The organism is Kitasatospora sp. Root107 (genome assembly GCF_001424875.1).
Taxonomy (GTDB): Bacteria; Actinomycetota; Actinomycetes; order Streptomycetales; family Streptomycetaceae; genus Kitasatospora.
Map to the genome: position 1 here is coordinate 11,926 of NZ_LMCT01000016.1, position 17,354 is coordinate 29,279.

The 17,354-nt window shown below is 72.0% G+C and carries 19 protein-coding genes; 12 read left to right on the forward strand and 7 right to left on the reverse strand.

All coding sequences use genetic code 11. The features are described from left to right. The first annotated feature begins 65 nt into the window (after positions 1-65). The 5 genes from ASC99_RS16465 to ASC99_RS16485 are packed head-to-tail and all read left to right on the forward strand — an operon-like array spanning position 66 to position 5,284. Positions 66-1,628, forward strand: coding sequence for an ABC transporter substrate-binding protein (locus ASC99_RS16465; protein WP_157531580.1), 1,563 nt, complete (start codon positions 66-68; stop codon positions 1,626-1,628). Beyond that, entirely contained in the window at positions 1,625-2,599 is a 975-nt protein-coding gene (locus ASC99_RS16470; RefSeq protein WP_057232776.1) for an ABC transporter permease, read from the forward strand. Before ASC99_RS16465 ends, ASC99_RS16470 begins: the two co-directional genes overlap by 4 nt. Further along, entirely contained in the window at positions 2,596-3,456 is an 861-nt protein-coding gene (locus ASC99_RS16475; protein WP_082598383.1) for an ABC transporter permease, read from the forward strand. The genes ASC99_RS16470 and ASC99_RS16475 overlap by 4 nt, the downstream gene beginning before the upstream one ends. Continuing rightward, complete coding sequence (locus ASC99_RS16480; protein ID WP_057232778.1) at positions 3,456-4,439, forward strand: ABC transporter ATP-binding protein; 984 nt, start codon at positions 3,456-3,458, stop codon at positions 4,437-4,439. Before ASC99_RS16475 ends, ASC99_RS16480 begins: the two co-directional genes overlap by 1 nt. Beyond that, complete coding sequence (locus ASC99_RS16485) at positions 4,436-5,284, forward strand: ATP-binding cassette domain-containing protein (protein ID WP_057232780.1); 849 nt, start codon at positions 4,436-4,438, stop codon at positions 5,282-5,284. The genes ASC99_RS16480 and ASC99_RS16485 overlap by 4 nt, the downstream gene beginning before the upstream one ends. A 54-nt stretch (positions 5,285-5,338) precedes the next feature. On the opposite strand, the gene ASC99_RS16490 is transcribed toward ASC99_RS16485, so the two are convergent. Continuing rightward, on the reverse strand, positions 5,339-5,947 hold the full coding sequence (locus ASC99_RS16490) for an SGNH/GDSL hydrolase family protein (protein WP_057232781.1): 609 nt from the start codon (positions 5,945-5,947) through the stop codon (positions 5,339-5,341). A 226-nt stretch (positions 5,948-6,173) separates the two neighbouring features. Here ASC99_RS16490 and ASC99_RS16495 point away from each other — a divergent pair, with 226 nt between their 5' ends. Beyond that, entirely contained in the window at positions 6,174-7,043 is an 870-nt protein-coding gene (locus ASC99_RS16495) for a hypothetical protein (RefSeq protein WP_057232783.1), read from the forward strand. A gap of 7 nt (positions 7,044-7,050) precedes the next feature. On the opposite strand, the gene ASC99_RS16500 is transcribed toward ASC99_RS16495, so the two are convergent. Continuing rightward, positions 7,051-8,277 carry an MFS transporter gene (locus ASC99_RS16500; RefSeq protein WP_057232786.1) on the reverse strand — a complete coding sequence of 409 codons (1,227 nt, stop codon included), beginning with the start codon at positions 8,275-8,277 and terminating at the stop codon, positions 7,051-7,053. A gap of 119 nt (positions 8,278-8,396) precedes the next feature. On the opposite strand from ASC99_RS16500, the gene ASC99_RS16505 reads away from it, so the two are divergent. Then, complete coding sequence (locus ASC99_RS16505) at positions 8,397-9,179, forward strand: sporulation protein (protein WP_057232788.1); 783 nt, start codon at positions 8,397-8,399, stop codon at positions 9,177-9,179. A 51-nt stretch (positions 9,180-9,230) separates the two neighbouring features. On the opposite strand, the gene ASC99_RS16510 is transcribed toward ASC99_RS16505, so the two are convergent. Further along, the gene (locus tag ASC99_RS16510) at positions 9,231-9,932 is read right to left on the reverse strand and encodes a class F sortase (protein WP_082598384.1); all 702 of its coding nucleotides are present in this window, start codon (positions 9,930-9,932) and stop codon (positions 9,231-9,233) included. A 115-nt stretch (positions 9,933-10,047) separates the two neighbouring features. Further along, entirely contained in the window at positions 10,048-10,506 is a 459-nt protein-coding gene (locus ASC99_RS16515; protein ID WP_057232790.1) for a hypothetical protein, read from the reverse strand. A 237-nt stretch (positions 10,507-10,743) separates the two neighbouring features. On the opposite strand from ASC99_RS16515, the gene ASC99_RS16520 reads away from it, so the two are divergent. The 3 genes from ASC99_RS16520 (at position 10,744) to ASC99_RS16530 (ending at position 12,560) form a co-directional block, all read left to right on the forward strand. After that, positions 10,744-11,562, forward strand: a complete 819-nt coding sequence (locus ASC99_RS16520; RefSeq protein WP_057241036.1) for a polysaccharide deacetylase family protein — start codon at positions 10,744-10,746, stop codon at positions 11,560-11,562. Between the two features lie 182 nt (positions 11,563-11,744). Beyond that, a complete protein-coding gene (locus tag ASC99_RS16525) occupies positions 11,745-12,071 on the forward strand; it encodes a carboxymuconolactone decarboxylase family protein (protein ID WP_057232792.1) in 327 nt (108 codons plus the stop codon). A 66-nt stretch (positions 12,072-12,137) separates the two neighbouring features. Further along, positions 12,138-12,560: a hypothetical protein gene (locus ASC99_RS16530; protein WP_057232794.1), complete on the forward strand. Its 423-nt coding sequence runs from the start codon at positions 12,138-12,140 to the stop codon at positions 12,558-12,560. A gap of 319 nt (positions 12,561-12,879) precedes the next feature. Here ASC99_RS16530 and ASC99_RS16535 read toward each other — a convergent pair whose 3' ends face one another. Both ASC99_RS16535 and ASC99_RS16540 read right to left on the reverse strand, forming a co-directional pair. Further along, a complete protein-coding gene (locus tag ASC99_RS16535) occupies positions 12,880-13,536 on the reverse strand; it encodes a response regulator transcription factor (protein WP_057232795.1) in 657 nt (218 codons plus the stop codon). Next, complete coding sequence (locus ASC99_RS16540; RefSeq protein ID WP_057232797.1) at positions 13,533-14,759, reverse strand: sensor histidine kinase; 1,227 nt, start codon at positions 14,757-14,759, stop codon at positions 13,533-13,535. Before ASC99_RS16540 ends, ASC99_RS16535 begins: the two co-directional genes overlap by 4 nt. A gap of 133 nt (positions 14,760-14,892) precedes the next feature. On the opposite strand from ASC99_RS16540, the gene ASC99_RS16545 reads away from it, so the two are divergent. Together ASC99_RS16545 and ASC99_RS16550 are read left to right on the forward strand one after the other, a co-directional pair. Beyond that, positions 14,893-15,804, forward strand: a complete 912-nt coding sequence (locus ASC99_RS16545) for an ABC transporter ATP-binding protein (protein WP_057232799.1) — start codon at positions 14,893-14,895, stop codon at positions 15,802-15,804. Then, on the forward strand, positions 15,801-16,649 hold the full coding sequence (locus ASC99_RS16550; protein ID WP_057232800.1) for an ABC transporter permease subunit: 849 nt from the start codon (positions 15,801-15,803) through the stop codon (positions 16,647-16,649). Before ASC99_RS16545 ends, ASC99_RS16550 begins: the two co-directional genes overlap by 4 nt. Positions 16,650-16,672: 23 nt before the next feature. Here ASC99_RS16550 and ASC99_RS16555 read toward each other — a convergent pair whose 3' ends face one another. Beyond that, positions 16,673-17,338 carry a CGNR zinc finger domain-containing protein gene (locus tag ASC99_RS16555; protein WP_200948338.1) on the reverse strand — a complete coding sequence of 222 codons (666 nt, stop codon included), beginning with the start codon at positions 17,336-17,338 and terminating at the stop codon, positions 16,673-16,675. Positions 17,339-17,354 lie beyond the last annotated feature (16 nt).

Sequence of the window (17,354 nt, forward strand, 5' to 3'; positions counted from 1 at the left end):
CCCCCCATGAGACCTCGCAGCCTCCTCGCCGCCGTCACCGTGGCCACCGCCCTCGTCACCACCGGGTGCAGCGGCAGCGCCAAGCAGACCGACAGCACCGGAGCCGCCTACCAGTTGACCGCACCACCCCCGCCGCCACCGGAGAGCTCGACTCGTTCACCTGGTCGCTGTTCGGCGAGCCGACCACGATCGACTACGCGTACGCTTTCGACTTCCCGCCGAACCAGATCCTCGCCAACGTCTGCGAGAGCCTGCTGCGCTGGAATCCGGACCTGACCACCTCGCCCGGCCTGGCCAGCGCGTTCAGCAACCCGACGCCGACCAGCTGGGTCTACCAGATCCGGCCCGGCGTGAAGTTCCACAACGGCACGGTGCTCACCGCCGCCGACGTGGTCGCCTCGCTGCGCCGCAACATGGATCCGGAGGTGGGCAGCGTCTGGGGCAACCAGTACCGCAACGTCGAGTCGATCGAGCCGTCCGGACCGCTGGAGGTCACCGTCACGCTGAAGGCACCCGACTCCACCTTCAACAAGTACCTGGCCGCCGGGCCCGGCGTGGTTGAGTCGGCCGCCACACTGGCCAAGGCGGGCAAGGACTACGGCACCCCGGCCGGCGGGGTGAACTGCACCGGGCCGTTCTCGTTCGGGTCCTGGACCTCGGGCCAGTCGCTGGTGCTCAAGCGGTTCGACGACTACTGGAACCCGCAGTTGAAGGCGAAGTCCGCGCAGGCGAAGTTCGTCTTCCTGGCCGACCCGACCACCCGGGTCAACGCCTTCCGCACCGGTGAGGTGGACGGCGGCTGGATGGTCCCGGCCGGCGCCTACGCGCAGTTGAAGTCCACGCCGGGCGGCGCGCTCTACTTCGGCCAGAACACCACCGTCGCCACCGAGGTGGTCAACAACCTCAAGGGCCCGCTGGGCGACGCCCGGGTGCGGCAGGCGCTGCTGATGGCCACCGACCGCAAGGGCATCGTCAAGGCCGGCGCCGCCGGGGTCGGCGAGGTGGCCAACTCCCTGGTGACGTCGAACAACTGGAACGGCGCGCCGGGCGCGGCCGACCTGCTCAAGGCGCTGCCCGAGTACCCGTACGACCCCGCGAAGGCGAAGGCGCTCGCCGCCGAGGCCGGGGTGAACGGCCAGAAGGTGGTGATCGCGACCAGCCCGCTGGACTCGCAGACCACCATCATCACCCAGGCCGTCGCCCAGGCCGCTACCGCGATCGGGCTCAAGCCGGAGATCAACACCATCGCGGCGGACAAGTACAGCGCGCTGTTCACCGACGCGGCCGCGCGGGAGGGCATCGACCTCTTCCTGACCTTCTGGTACACCTCGATCACCGACCCGCTGGACATGTTCAGCTCACTGCGGACCGACGCGTTCAGCAACTACGGCGGCTGGTCCGACCCGAAGTTCGACGCCGCCGTCGACCGGGCCATCGGCGCCTACGACCTGGCCGCGAACTCCGCCGCCACCGGGGAGGCCCAGCAGATCGCGATGACCCAGCTGCCCTGGCTGCCGCTGTACACCGAGCCGGTCAGCGTCTTCATGGGCAAGCGGATCACCGGTGTCCGGCCGTCCATCGCCTACCTCTACTACCCGTGGGCCGCCGAGATCGGCGCCAAGGGATGACGCCGACCACCCTGCTCCGGGTGGCCGGGTCGGCCGCGCGCAGGCTGCTGGGCATGGCGGTGACCCTGCTGGTCACCTCGTTCCTGGTGTTCTCCTCGCTCTACCTGGCGCCCGGTGACCCGGCGAGCTTCCTGGTCAAGGGCCGGAGCGCGAGCCCGCAGGAGCTGCTGGCGATCCGTCAGCAGTACGGCTTCGACGACCCGTTCCCGGTGCGCTACTGGCACTGGCTGGAGGGCGTGCTGCACGGCGACCTCGGCCGCTCGTACCTGTTCCACCAGAGCGTCGGCGAGGTACTGGCGGCCCGGCTGCCGGCGACCCTGTTGCTGGTCGGGGTGGCGGCCCTGCTGATCGCCGTGCTCGGCGTCGGCGCCGGGATCGTCGGCGCCCTGCGGCGCGGCACCCGGACCGGCTCCGCCGTGCTGCTGCTGGTGACGGTCGGCGCCGCGGTGCCGTCCTTCGTCGCGGCGATCGTGCTGCGCTCGGTCTTCGGGGTACAGCTCGGCTGGTTCCCGACCATCGGCAACGGCACCGACCTGCTGGACCGGCTGCACCACGTGGCGCTGCCCGCGATCGCCCTCTCGGTCACCTTCATGGCCCTGGTCACCCGGGTGACCCGCTCGTCGATGCTGGACGAACTGCGGCGCGAGCACGTCGAGGTGGCGCTCAGCCGGGGGCTGCCCCGGCGGACCGTGATCCGGCGTCATGTGCTGCGCAACGCGCTCGGACCGATCGTCACCGTGGGCGGGCTGCTGGTCTCGGGGATGCTGGTCAGCACCGCGATCGTGGAGACCGCGTTCGGCATGTCCGGGATCGGCTCGCTGCTGGTCCAGTGCGTGGACCAGCTGGACTTCCAGGTCGTCCAGGCGATCGTGCTGCTGGTGGTGGCCGTCTTCGTGGTCGTCAACACCGTGGTGGACCTGGTCCATCCGCTGATCGACCCGCGCGTGCGCGCGGCCGGAGGAGCCCGGTGAGTATCTCGACTTCCCTGCTCGGCAACCCACTTGGCGCGCTGCGCCGGATCGGCGGTGGCCCGCTGACCCGGGTCAGCACGCTGGTCCTGGTCCTGTTCGTGCTGGCCGCGCTGTTCGCACCGTGGCTCTCCCCACAGGACCCGACCTTCGGCGAACTGGGCAACAACTTCGTCGCCCCCAGCCCCGAGCACTGGCTCGGGACGGACGGCGGCGGGCACGACACCTTCTCGGCGCTGATCGAGGGCACCCGCACCAGCCTGGTCGGCCCGCTGGCCGTGGTGGTGTTCGCCACCATCGGCGGCATCGCGGTCGGCCTGTTCACCGCCTGGCGCGGCGGCTGGGTCGACACGGTGGTGGGCAGGGTGCTGGACATCCTGTTCGCCTTCCCGGCCCTGCTGCTGGCCATCCTCGCCGTCGCCCTGTTCGGCAAAGGGTTGACCGCGCCGGTCCTCGCGATGGCGGTCGCCTACCTGCCGTACACGGCGCGGCTGGTACGCAGCCTGACCGCGCAGGAGAAGGTGCGGCCGTACATCGCCGCGTACCAAGTGCAGGGCCACTCGGCCGTGTTCGTGGCCCTGCGGCGACTGCTGCCCGGCATCATGCCCACCGTGCTGGCCCAGTCGACGGTCAACTTCGGCTACGCGCTGCTCGATCTCGCTGCCCTGTCGTTCCTCGGGCTGGGCGTCCAGCCGCCCACCCCCGACTGGGGCGCGATGATCAACCAGGGGCAGGCGGCCGTGCTGCAGGGGGAGCCGCTGTCGGCGATCGTCCCGGCCGTCGCGGTCGTGCTGGTCGTGGTCGCCTTCAACGTCGTCGGGGAGCACCTCGGCGACCGGCTCGCAGGGAGGGAATCCTGATGCCGATTCTTGAGTACGAGGCGCTGGAAGTGGCCCTGCCCGGAATGGCCCGGCCGATCCTGGACGGCGTCAGCCTGAGCGTCGCCGAGGGCGAGGCCGTCGCGCTGGTGGGGGAGTCGGGCTCCGGCAAGTCGGTGACCGCCCGCGCCGCGCTCGGCCTGCTGCCGGCGGGTGCCCGGGTTGGTGGCCAAGTGCGGGTCGGCGGAGCCGAGTTGATCGGTGCGGACGCCGACACCGTGCGCGCGGTGCGGACCGGCAAGGCGTCCATGATCTTCCAGGACCCCCGGGCCGGCATCAACCCGGTGCGCCGGGTCGGTGACTTCCTCACCGAGCAGCTGCGGCTGGTCGGCGGCCGGTCCAAGGCGGAGGCGGAGGCCCGGGTCCTCGAACTGCTCGGCGCCGTCGGCCTGCCCGACCCGCCCCGGCACCTGCGCCAGTACCCGCACCAGATGTCCGGCGGCATGCTGCAACGCGTCATGATCGCCGGGGCGCTCACCGCCGACCCCCGCCTGCTGCTCTGTGACGAACCCACCACCGCACTCGACGTCACCACTCAGGCCGAGATCATGGCGATCCTGCGCCGGCTGCAACGCGAGAAGGGCCTCGGCCTGCTGCTGATCACCCACGACCTGGACCTGGCCGCCGCCACCTGCGACCGGATCTACGTGATGTACGCCGGGCGGATCGTCGAGACCGGCACCGCCGCCGAGCTGCTGGCCGCGCCCCGACACCCGTACACCGCAGGCCTGTTGGGCTCCTCGCCACCACTGCACGGCGAGCTCACCCGGCTGGTGCCGATCCCCGGCAGCCCGATGAGCCTGGCGCAGAGTGCACCCGGCTGCGCCTTCTTCGACCGTTGCCACTTCGCGCAGCCCGGACGCTGCGACCAGGCCGCGCCGCCGCTGGCCCCCCTGGGGGCGGGCATGGTCGCCTGCCACCGAGTGGACGAACTCGCCAATTCAGCTGCCCAGGAGATCCGTTGACCACCGACCCCGGCCTGCTGCTCCAGGTCAGCGGCCTGCGCAAGACCTACCCGTCCGGAGGGGCGACGGTCGTCGCGGTCGACGATCTCTCCTTCTCGCTGCGCCCCGGGGGAGCTCTGGGCATCGTGGGCGAGTCCGGCTCCGGCAAGACCACCACGGCCCGGATGCTGGTCGGCCTGGAACGCCCCGACCAGGGCGAGATCCTGGTCCAGGGCACCCCGCTCGCGGCCCGGGTGCGGGGTCGGACGGCGCGGCTGGCCCGCGCCAAGGCGGTCCAGATCGTCTTCCAGGACCCGTACCTCTCGTTGGACGGCCGCATCAGCATCGGCGACACGCTGGACGGTGTCCTGCGGCTGCACGGCTCGCCGTCCGGCGCGGACCGGGCAGCCCGGGTCAGGGAGCTGCTGGCCCAGGTCGGCCTCGGCGACCGGGAAGCCGCCGCGCTGCCCCGCCAGCTCTCCGGCGGGCAGCGCCAACGCGCCGCCATCGCCCGGGCGTTGGCCGTCGAGCCCGCCGTCCTGGTGCTCGACGAGGCGGTCTCGGCCCTGGACGTCTCGGTCCAGGCCCAGGTCCTCAACCTGCTCTCCGACATCCGCCGCGACACCGGCATCGGCCTGGTCTTCGTCAGCCACGACCTGGCCGTGGTCCGTTACGTCTGCGACGAGGCCCTGGTGATGTACCGCGGCCGGACCGTGGAGCACCAGCCGGTCACCGACCTGCTCAGCATGCCCCAACACCCGTACACCCGCCTGCTGCTGGCCTCCGTACCCCGTCCCGACTGGGACCCGGAGGCGATCGGCGAGCAGCGCCGCGACCTCGTGGCGGCCGACGCCCTGGTTCCGTAGTCGCGCGAATGCCCCCGGCCGCACCTCTTGAGGCCGGAGGCTTCGTCGTGCCGGCTACACGTCGGTCAACTCGCCCAGCCCCAGGGTGCGCAGGGTGTGGTTGGCCATCTGCAGGTGGCCGACGGCATTGGGGTGGGCAGGGTCGTCGAGCCAGGGGATCGGGTCGGCGCCGTCGGGGAAGCGGGCCAGCCAGTGGGCCTCGTGGTCGACCAGCAGCGCGCCCGTGTCGTGGGCGATCTCCCGGACGGCCTGGCAGTAGGCGGGGAGTTCGGGCCGGGCGGTGCGGCCGCTCACACTGGTCAGAACGGGGGTGTGGAGCACGATCTGGGCACCGTCGGCCCTGGCGATGATCGCCCGCAGGTCGGCATGGAACGCACCGAGCCCGGCCAGCCCGGCGCGGGCGTCGTTGGTGCCCAGCGAGATCGACAGCACGTCCGGGGAGAGCCGGCCGATCAGGTGGTCGTAGCAGCCGAGCACGTCGCTCGCAGACCACGCGGAGACACCGGAGTTGACGACCAGGTCGGTCAGCCGGTCCAGCTGCCAGCGAATCCGCTCGTGGATGTGCTCGACCCAGCCCCGCGCGCCGTAGGTGTGCCGGACGGCCTGGGTGATGCTGTCCCCAGCCGCCACCCAGGTCATCGGCGCCGTCGACAGTTCGATCATGTGACCATCCCCCTTTCTGTTCTGGTGCCCCTATTCGATCACGGCGGTACGGCGGATCCGCCTCGACCTCCACGTCGGTCGGCACCCGGGGTGGGTCACCCGGGAGGGCGAAGGTTCGGCCGCGTCGGGCGCCGGCGGCAGGGTCGGACCAGGCCGGCGGGGATAACTTCGTGGACGAACGTGGGCGCCGACCCGCGCAGCCCACCACCGTCCCGATGGAGACCTCATGCGGATCCCCGCAACCCTGGCTGCCGCCCTGACGGCCGCTCTCGTCCCCGTCACCGCCCAGGCCGCCCCGTCCCCGCAGCCTGCCCCGCCGTACGCCCGCGACCTGGCCGTGACGGTCGCCGCACCCAATCCGGCCGCCCCGCCCGGCGCCACCGTGCCGTTCACCGTCGTGGTCTGCAACCACGGCACCGAGACCCCGCAGACCGCGGCGACCCTGGTGGTGAACGGGCCGCCGGACGAGGGCATGCAGATCTCGCCCGAGTTCGGTGAGGCCACCGACGGCGGCTGGAACTGGATCCGCATCCCGGTCGCCGAAGGGCTCCAGCCGAACCAGTGCAGCCACGTCAAGCTGCGCTCACGCACCATCAGCGGCTTGGCCGGACCGAAGAGTTACCCCGGCGGCACCGCCGAGGTCAGCTGGGACGGCGAGCAGAACCCGGCCGACAACCTCGCCACCTGGACCTCCGAGATCGCCGCCCCGGTCACCGGCGCCCACCTCTCGCTGGTCCGGCCCCCGCTGCCCGCCGCCCCCGGCAACCCGGCCGACTTCGAGGTCGAGGAGCGCAACCTCGGCCCGTCCACCGACTACCCGTGGCGCGGCCGTCTGGTCGCCCAACTCCCGCCCGGATCCACCTTCCTGAGCTCCGCACCGGACGGGGCGCCGTGCGAGTTCTCGGCCGACCGCTCCACCGCGACCTGCCCCGACACGGTCAGCAACACCTGGTCGTGGCGGAACCGCGGCTTCGCCGTCCGGGTCAGCCCCACCGCCCCGCACGGCGGCAAGGTGACCGCCACCCTGACCTACGAGGCCCCGGCCGACCCAGTGCCGCACGCCTTCGTCCTGAAGGTGGACATCCCAGTCCTGTGACCCTCCGTCAGGCGGGCTCGCTCCGAACACCCCTGGCGGAGCGGGCCCGTTCCACGGCCGGACGGGAGAGGACCGTGACGGCGAGGGAGACCACGGCGACGGCGGTGATCGCAGCCCCCGGGGCGAGGTACTGGGCGGCGCCACCGGCGATCGCGGCGCCGAGGCCCTGCCAGGTCATCCGGCCGGCTGACTCGACTCCCTGGACCTGGCCGCGCACCGGATCGGGCGTGAGCTCGAGCAGCTGCTCCTGCAAGGGCAGGGTGGCCGCGAACCCGACACTCGCGGCGAAGACCGCGACCGTCACCACCGCCATCGGGGGATCCAGCACGAACAGCAGGTACGGGACGGCGAGCAGCAGCCGCAGGCCGTACGCGTAGCGCCGTCGCCGGTCGGCGGTGAGCAGCCGGCCGACGGCCAGGTCACCGACCAGCAGGCCGGCCGATCCGGCGGCCAGCAGGGTGCCCGCGTGGTCGGGCGCATAGGAGAGGAACAGCGCCTCGCAGCCGACGACCAGGCCGTTGGGGACCCAGAGGTTCAGCAGCAGCGCCCGCTGCCCGGGGTCGGCGAAGAGCGCGGCGTTGGTGCTCCAGGTCTGCCGCAGCCCGGGCCGCCGGGTCAGCCGGATCGAGTGGTCCCGGACGGTGGCCGCCAGCACGACCAGGCCGAGCGCGGTCAGGACCGCGGCCAGCACGAAGACCTGGTGGGGGCTCAGCTGCCGCAGGAGGACGGCGCCGATCGCGTAGCCGAGCACGGCCGTGCCGCCCGAGGTGATGTTCATCAGCGAACGGGCCATCGCGTAGGCGGAGGCCGGGACCACCTCGGCGAGCAGCCCCATCCGGGTGCCGGTGCCCAACGACTGGAAGAACCCCAGCACCAGCAGCAACCCGAACCGGGCCGGCAACGGCAACCCCGGTATCGCCTGCGCGGCGACCCCCAGCAGCGAGAGGCACTGGAGCACGACGACGGTGCGGCGCGGGCGGCGCCCGTCCGCGACCGACATCAGCGTCAACGCCCCGAGCACGGCGGCGAACGTGGCGCCGTACATGCTGACCGCCGTCAGGAACGGCGAACTGGTCTGTCGGCTGACCAGCGTGCCAAGGGCGAAGCCGGACAGGGTACTTGCGCCGACCGTCAGGGTGAAGCCGACATACAGGCCGGTGAACTCGGTGATACGGAGCAGGTCACGGTAGCCGGTGACGACAGGCGCCCCGGGCGGAGGAGTGTGAGAAGACATAAAAAAAGCCTCCGGACGCCCGCACTTGAGGGGCACGCCGAAGGCCAACACCCGCATTCTAGCAGCAGCGGCCGTTCGCTACGCTGATCAGCGGTGTTGCGCCGACGAGAGGAACTTCGATGGGATTCAAGCGCTTGCTGGCCGGACTCGGTGCCGGAGGTGCCTCGGTCGAGACGGTCCTCGCGGACCCGAACGTGCTGCCCGGCGGCATGTTGCGCGGCGAGGTCCGGATCCAGGGCGGCAAGGTCGACCAGGCGATCGAGGGGCTGACCCTGAGCCTGCAGGCCCGGGTGGAGGTGGAGGGCGGCGAGAGCGAGAGCCACCAGGACATCCGCTTCCAACAGCACCGCCTCGGTGGCGCGTTCGAGCTGAAGGAGGGCGCGCTGCACGCGGTGCCGTTCGCCTTCCAGGTGCCGTTCGAGACGCCGGTGACGGCGGTGGGCGGGCAGCAGCTGCGCGGAATGGTGCTCGGGGTGCACACCGAGCTGGCGATCGACCGGGCGGTCGACGCCGGTGACCTGGACCCGATCGCGGTTCATCCGCTGCCCGTTCAGCAGGCCGTGCTGGACGCCTTCGGGCAGCTCGGCTTCCGCTTCAAGGGCGCGGACCTGGAGCGCGGTCAGATCCGCAACACCCGTCAGCGGCTGCCGTTCTACCAGGAGATCGAGTTCTTCGCGGCGCCGCAGTACCCGGGGCTGAGCCAGGTCGAGCTGTCGTTCGTCGCGGACGAGCACGCCGTGGACGTGGTGCTGGAGATGGACAAGCGCGGCGGCCTGTTCACGGAGGGCTCGGACACCTTCCGCTCGTTCACCGTGGCGCACTCCGACGTGGCCGCCACCGACTGGGCGGGCTACCTGCACCAGTGGCTGCACTCGGTCGGCGGCCGACGCGGCTGGGTCTGAGCCGGCTCCCCGGCAGCCGGGGAGCCACCGCTCCACGAACACCTGCGACGGTCAGGTCTGCCGGGAGGACTGGAGATGGGCGAAGACCACGACGTTGTCCGTGTAGTCCTTGCGCTGCCGGTCGTACGCGCCGCCGCAGGTGATCAGGCGCAGCTGGGCGGTATCGGTGTCCGCGTACACCTGCTGGTCCGGGAAGCGGTCCTTGGGGAAGGTCTGGACCGAGTCCACCGCGAAGGTCGCCACGATGCCGTCCGCGCGGGTGATGTCGATCGTGTTCCCCGGGGCCAGCCGGTGCAGCATCAGGAAGACCGCGGGGCCGGTCGTGGTGTCCACGTGTCCGGCCACGACCGCGCTGCCGCGCTCGCCGGGTGAGGCACCGTCGCGGTACCACCCGACGAGGTTGCGGTCCTCCTTGGCCGGGGCCTCCAGGGCACCGGCCCGGTCCAGGCCCAGCTCGACGAACGGTGCCTCCACGAAGAGCTGGGGGATCCACAGCCTGACCGGGCGGGAACGGGGGAGCGTGGGCACCGCCGGGGCGGCGAGGGAGGACGCCCCGGCGGTGGGGGCGGCGGCCGGGGCGACGGCGGCGACCTGACTGGGCGCCACCGGGCCGGTGTCCACGGACTGGTACATCACCAGGAGCCCCAGGGCAGCAGCTCCCATCGCCCACCAGAAGGGCCTGAGACTGCCGCCCTCCCGGGCGGCCGGAGACCCGATTTCGCCTTCACCGTTCGGCGCTGTCTGACGGCCCATCGGGCCGGCTCCTCTCGCTGGGTGCTGGGTCGGAGTGGTGCGAGCTCTGCGGACGCCTCGTCGTGGCCGCCGCCCGAGGCGACGACCACGACGCGAGGCCTGCGGGCCGGCCCGGTCAGGCCGAGCCGGCGCCGGCGTTGCGGCGCCGCAGGGTGTAGGCACCGACGCCGAGGCCGCCGGCCAGCAGCGCGACGCCCGAGGCCAGGCCACCGCCGGAGACGGCCAGGCCGCCGCCACCGGTGTGGACACCGCCGTGCGGCTTCTGGCCGTGCTGCCAGTCCGACTCCGGCTCGGCGGCCGACTTGTCCTCCACGGCCTGGTCCTTGGCAGCTTCGTGGTTCGGCTTCTTCTCCTCGGCGGGCGGCTGGTCCGGCACCGCCTTCTGCACCTCAGGGGCGGCCGGGGCGGCCGGAGCCTCCTGCCACATCTTCTGGTCGTCGACGACGCGGGGCTGCTGCTGGGTCGTCTGGCCGTCGGGGGCAGCGGGGGTGGTGTCGGCCTGGGCGGCAGGAGCGCCGAGGACGAGGATTGCGGCGGCGGCTGCTCCGGCGAGCAGAGCGCATTGAGAACGCATGGGGACTGGATCCTTCCGGCGCCTCCGGACGACTGCCGACACTTCGTCGGCTGAAGGAGTCATAGGCGCGCCTCACTCACCGTCAGTTGCCGGGCGGCGGAGCGCCACCGGGGTCGGCTCATCCGGGTGAGGGCGGCAGGTCCGTTCGGGGTGCCGGCTCGGCCGTTGGAATGGGTACCGCACTCCAGTGGGGCGCTCGGCCGCGCCGTCCCGGGACTTCCGTGCGACAGATGGAACATGCTGTCGCACCGTCAGATCATCAGCCGGAGAAAGCTCCTGTCCGTCGCCGGGGTGACCCTGCTGGCCGCCGGAGCCTGCGGCGCACCACCCGGTGGCTCCGGCGACGCGGGCCCCGCTTCCCCCGTACCCCTCCCACCCGCCGCCGCACCTTCGCAGGTGGAAGCCCCGGCTCCGGCCCCCGCTCCGGCCCCTGCGCCCAGCTCGGCCAATCCGGCGCCGAGGGCGGTCGGCAATCCGGTGTACGAGCTCCCGGCCACCGACAAGCTGGTGGCCCTCACGCTGGACGACGGCCCGGATCCCACACACACGCCCGCGGTGCTGGCCCTGCTGCGGAAGTACGGGATCCGGGCCACCTTCTTCCTGGTCGGCGAGAACGCCGCCGAACACCCCGCCCTGGTCCGCGAGATCGCCGCTGAAGGCCACCATCTGGCGAACCACACCTGGACCCACCCCGACCTGCGCCGGCTCTCGGAGACCCGGGTCCGGGACGAGCTGGAGCGCACCTCCGACCTCCTCCAGGCCGCCGCCGGGAAGCCCCTGACCTGGTTCCGGGCCCCCGGCGGTGACTGGTCACCCGTCGCCCTGCGGACCTGCTCGGAGCTGGGCATGCGCCCGATGGGCTGGTCGGTGGACCCCCGCGACTGGGCCCGCCCCGGCATCTCCCGGATCACCGACCGCGTTCTGAAGGCGGTCCAGCCCGGCTCGATCGTCCTGAACCACGACGGCGGCGGCGACCGCTCGCAGACCATCGCGGCGCTGCGGACCTACCTGCCGGTGCTGATCGACGACGGCTACCGGTTCACGGCGCCGGGCTGATCCGGGTCGCGTTCGGGTCGCGGCTCTCCCGCAGCTTCAGGTAGGTGAGGAGGTGCCCAACAGGAGATGCAGGCGGGCCTGAGTCTTCCTATGGTCGATGTACAGGGGTACGGCGTAGGAGAACCAGGTTCCCCGGCACTGACGGCGTCGGCTCCCCGAACTCTCTCAGGAGATGACCCGGCGTGACGACATCATCCGAAACCCCAGTCCTCGACACCCTGGCGGCCATGACCGTCGACTCGATCGAACGCTGCGGTCTGCCGGCGGACAGGCTCATCCTCACGCGCATCGCCGCGCTCGTCGCCATGGACGCACCGCCGATGTCCTACCTCGCCCACATCGGCCCCGCCGTGGAGTCCGGCCTGACGGTCGATCAGGTGCAGGACGTCCTGGTGGCCATCGCACCGATCGTGGGCACCGCCCGTGTGATGTCGGCGGCCACCCACATCGCCGAGGCTCTCGGATTCGCCATCGCAGTGGCCGAAACCGAGGCCGAACTCGGAGCGTAGGCCCATTACCCGGCATCCACGTCGGCCCGCGTCCACTGCGGGCATCAGCGGGAACGGAGACACATCATGTCCTCATCTACGAGCGTCCGCGACGACGGTTCCTCGACCGTGGCCAGTGGCCTGGTCGTCTTCGCCGCCGTGATGCTCCTGATCTCGGGATCCCTCAGCATCCTCCGCGGGATCATGGGGATCGTCGAGGACGACGTCTTCGTGCGAACTCCGAACTATGTCTTCCAATTCGACCTGACCAGTTGGGGCTGGATTCATCTGGTCCTCGGCGTCCTCGCCGTCGGCGTAGGCCTCGGGCTGTTCCGGTTGGCCTTCTGGGCCCGGATCCTCGGAGTGGCCCTGGCAGCGCTGCTCATCATCGCCAACTTCCTGTCCATCCCGTACTACCCGTTCTGGTCCCTCACCGTGATGGCCGTCTGCGGCTTCGTCATCTGGGCCCTGTGCGTGTCCGGCCGCGACGACGGTAGCCGGACCACCTGACCGGCCCGGACGGGGGCTCGCGAAGCCAGGACGGCTGCCGCGCAGGGCTGCGGTCGTGCTGGCATGGCGCGCGGACTGCCCGCCCGAGGTGGTTCAACTGGCGCGTCCGGCCCAGGTGGTGACGTCCTCGGTGGGGAGCAGGGGTGCGCCGAGGTGGTCCGGGCGTCCTGGAGCGGGCGGGCCGCGCGGCATGTGGCGACCGCCGCGCTGCGGGAGAGGTGCCGGCCGAGCGCTCAGCAGCGCTGTACTCGCTGATCCGGTCGTTCCCGGGGTCGCTGCCCGAGCTGCTCGACGCCGTGGACGCCGAGGTGGCTGTCCGTCAGCGGGACGGTGACACCAGTCCCACCTCGTAGGCGAGGATGACGAGTTTGACCCGGTCGCGGACGCCGAGCTTGGAGAGCAGGCTCGCGACGTGGGTCTTGGCGGTACCCGGGCTGATGTGGAGGTGTGCCGCGAGCTCGCCGTTGGACATGCCGCGCCCGACGAGGGTCAGCACCTCGCGTTCCCGTGGCGTGATGGAGGCGAGCTCGGCCGGAGGTGGAGCAGGTTCGGGGCGGCCGGCGAACTCCGCGATGAGGCGGCGGGTGACGTTCGGGGCGATCAGGGCGTCGCCCGCCGCGACCACCTGGATGGCCGTGAGGATGTCGTCCAACGCCATGTCCTTGAGGAGGAAGCCGCTCGCACCGGCGCGCAGCGAGGCGTAGATGTTGGTGTCGCTGTCGAAGGTGGTGAGCATGACGACCCGGGTGCCGGGCGAGTCGGCGGTGATCATCTGGGTGGCCTCGATGCCGTCCATGCCGGGCATGCGGATGTCCATGACGACTACGTCGGGCCGCAGTTCCCTGGTCAGCCCGACCACCTGGGTGCCGGTGCCCGCCTCGCCGACGACGTCGATGTCCGGGCTGCGGTCGATGACCATCCGCAGCCCGGCCCGCACCAGCGCCTGGTCGTCGGCGAGTACGACGCGGATGCTCATCGGGCCTCGGCAGTCGGAAAGGTCGGAGCAGTCGGAGCAGTCGAGGCGAGGGGGAGTGGCAGGCGTACGGCGACCCGGAAGCCGCCTTCCGGCCGTGGCCCGGCGGTGAAGCTGCCGTCGAGGAGCGCGACCCGTTCGCGCATGCCGCGCAGGCCGTAGCCGGAGCCGGCGGTGACCGCGCCGCCGTGCCCGCCGTCGACCACCTCGACCAGCAGTTCGCGGGGTCGGTAGTCGACCGTCGCCCGGCAGTGCCGGGTGGCCGCGTGCCGCACCACGTTGGTCACCGACTCCTGGAGGATGCGGAAGGCGGATTGGTCGACGGCGGTGGGCAGCGGGCGCGGTTCCCCCCGGTGCCGTACCTCGACCCGGACGCCGGCGTCCGCCGCCGTCGAGACCAGTCGGTCGAGGTCCGCGAGGCCCGCGAACGGGGTCGGTTCGAGGGACGGCTCCCGCTCGGGATCGGCTTGGCGGAGCAGATCGAGCAGCTGCCGCAGTCCCCGCAGCGTGTCCCGGCTGGTGGCCTCGATGGCCTGCAGCGAGCTGTGCGCCAGCTCGGGGTCGCTGCCGATCACCCGGCTGCCTGCGCCGGCCTGGATCGCGATGACGCCGATGCTGTGGGCGACCATGTCGTGCAGTTCGCGCGCGATGCGCAGCCGCTCGGCCGTGACGGCCTGGGCGGAGGTCTGCGCGCGCAACGCCTCGCCGTACTCGCGTCGTTGGCGGACGGATGTGCCGGTCAGCCATGCGAACAGCACCGCGAGGGCCAGACAGGCCGTCAGACCGAGGTAGCCCGGAGCCAGCACACGGGCCCAGCCGCCGTCCCGGAATAGGCCCAGTTGCAGGACCGTCTCCTGGACGGCGAGCGTGCCGCCTGCCGCCGCGAGAGTGGCGCGGGGCGTCCAGGTCGCCGCGACGAGGCCGACCAGGAGGTGTCCGGCCGGAAGAAGGGGCCAGATCTGCTCGGCCCGCAGCCCCAGCACCGGCGCGCCGGCTACCTGGATCAGGAGTACAGCGAGGACCAGCCGTGGCTGTCGCCGTGCCCACGCCAGCGGCGCTGCCATCGCGAACGTCAGCAGAGCGAGGGCGACGCCCTGGCTCTCCGGCCCGAGGACCGGCACCGGGCCGCCCGCCACCGTGGCGTACAGGGCCAGGCCCAGTGCGGCCACCGCGAACCAGACCAGCAGCGGTGGAGCGGAGGGCGGGTGGGGCGGGTTCTCGGGCACGCCCCGAGCGTAGGTTGCCGCCCGGGGCCCGGGCGTCAGCCCGTAGGAGTACGCCTGCAGGCATACGTGGCAGCGCCGATTCCTGTCCGTCGGCCGATGTGGCAGGGGTCCGGCCGGCGGCACCGTGGACCGCGTGATCGAAGTCAGTGGATTGAGCAAACGCTTCGGCGACGTCCTCGCCGTCAACGACCTGAGCTTCACGGTGCGGCCCGGGAAGGTCACCGGGTTCCTCGGACCGAACGGTGCCGGAAAGAGCACCACGCTGCGCATGATCCTCGGGCTGAACCGGCCCACTGCGGGAACCGCCACCGTCAACGGGAGCCCGTTCGCCCATCGGCAGGCCGGACTGCACCAGGTCGGAGCGCTGCTCGACGCCGGGGACGTCCACCCGGGCCGAAGCGCCGTCGCCCACCTGTCGGCGCTGGCCCGGAGCAACGGCCTGTCCCACCGCCGGGTGCCGGAGGTCCTGGCGGAAGTGGGTCTGTCCGGCGCGGCGCACCGCCGCGTCGGCGGGTTCTCGCTGGGGATGCGGCAGCGGCTCGGCATCGCGGCCGCCCTGCTCGGCGACCCGCCCGTGCTGCTGTTCGACGAACCGGTCAACGGCCTCGACCCGGAGGGCGTGCGGTGGGTGCGTGACCTCTTCAAGCGGCTGGCGGCCGAGGGGCGCACGGTACTCGTCTCCAGCCATCTGATGAGCGAGATGGAGAACACCGCCGACCAACTCGTCGTCATCGGCCGCGGCGAGCTGATCGCGGCGGAGAGCGTCACCGAGTTCGCCGCGCGCGGCACCGGCAGCCGGGTCAGCGTGCGCACCCCCGACCCCGCCCGGCTCGCGGGCGTCCTCACCCTCGAGGGCGCCGACGTACGAACGGACGGCTCCGAGTCGCTCACCGTGACGGGACTGACCGCGGCCCGGATCGGCGAGCTCGCCTTCGAGCACCGGGTCCTGCTGCGTGAACTCGCTTCGCGCAGCGCATCGTTGGAGGAAGCGTTCATGGAACTGACCGCCGACCGGGCGGACTACCTCGCGGGTGATCGCCGATGACCTCGCCGACCACGCTCCGGCCGACCGCCACTGTCCAGTCGGAGCCACAACCGCGCCTGCGGACGAGCGACCTCCTCGCCGCCGAGTGGATCAAGCTGTGGTCGCTCCGCTCGACCTGCTGGGTACTCGGGCTCGGCATCCTGGTCCTGATCGGGCTCGCGGCCCAGAGCAGTTTCGACACCTACGGTAACTGGCCGGACTACGGGCCGCAGCAGAAGTCCCGCTACGACCCGATGACCGAGGCGCTCAGCAGCGTCGGCGTGGCCGTCCTCATGATCGGTGCGGGCACCGTCGGAGCCCTGACGATCGTCGGGGAGTACGCCTCCGGTCTGATCCGCACCACGCTGACCGCGGTACCGGCCCGCCACCGGGTGGTGCTGGCCAAGGTGGTGGTCGTCGCGGGCGTCATGCTCGCCGTCGGCCTGGCCGTCTCGGTGGGTACGTTCGGCGTGAGCCAGGCCGTCCTGTCGGGCCGCGGCATCGGCCTCTCGGTGGGCGATGTCGGCGTCCCCCGGGTACTCCTGGCGAACGTGCTGCTCGCGCCCGTGGCCGCCCTGGTCGGCATGGGCGTCGGGGCGCTCCTGCGGCACACGGCCACCACCGTCGTCACCGCCTGCGCGGTGCTGGTCGTGCTGCCGGGCTTCTTCAAGCCGAGCGTGCACCAGTGGGCGAACGACCTGTACGGCATGTTCCCCTACTACGCCTGGCGCACCTGCCTGTCCCAGACGCACCCCCGCAGCGGTGCCGCCCTTCCCACGGTGGCCGAGTCGTGGACGGCCTTCGCGCTCTGGCCGCTCGCCGCGGTGGTGATCGCCGTACTGGCTGTACGGCGGCGCGACGTGTGACCGTCCCCGGCCATGAGGCCCCGTCAGGAGCTCTGCGCCCGTCGTCTGGCGCGGTATGCGCTGGCCTTGGTCCGGTTCTGGCAGGCCAGATCGCAGAACCGGCGGGAGGCGTTTCGCGTGGTGTCGAAGAAGACCAGCGAGCACTCGTCGGCCTGGCAGGCGCCGAGCCTGGCCGCCTGGCCCACTCCGATGACCATGGCCAGGGCGGTTCCCGTGTCCGCAGCCCACGCGTCCACGAGGTCCGCATCGGCCCGGTGGAAGGAGAGGACCAGAGGTCGGTGCGGATCGCCGTGCAGGTTGGGTACGGCGTTGTGCCGTACCAGGAGCTGGTTGAGCCGTGCGGCAGCGCCGAGGATGCGGTCGCCGGCGCCGAAGGACGGACGCAGTTCGGCGGCGACCTCGGCGAGTCGGTCGGCGTCGGCGTCGGTCAACGACAGGGGCGGCCGCCCGGCCGCGGCCATCCGGTCGGCCTCGTCGGCGGTGAGTAGGGAGGGTACGCGCCCGACTGCGGCCAACTGGTCGGTGAGCGCGGCGAGTCGGTCATCGCCGCCGGAGGGTGGCGTGACCGGGCGGCCGTGGGCCGAGGTTGCGGTGAGGCAGTTCACCAGGTGGGCCGCCAACTCGACCCGCCATCCGATGTGACTGTCTAGATCCGGTTGACCAGTGATGCGCCATGCTTCTATCGTCACTGTCGTATCCTACCTA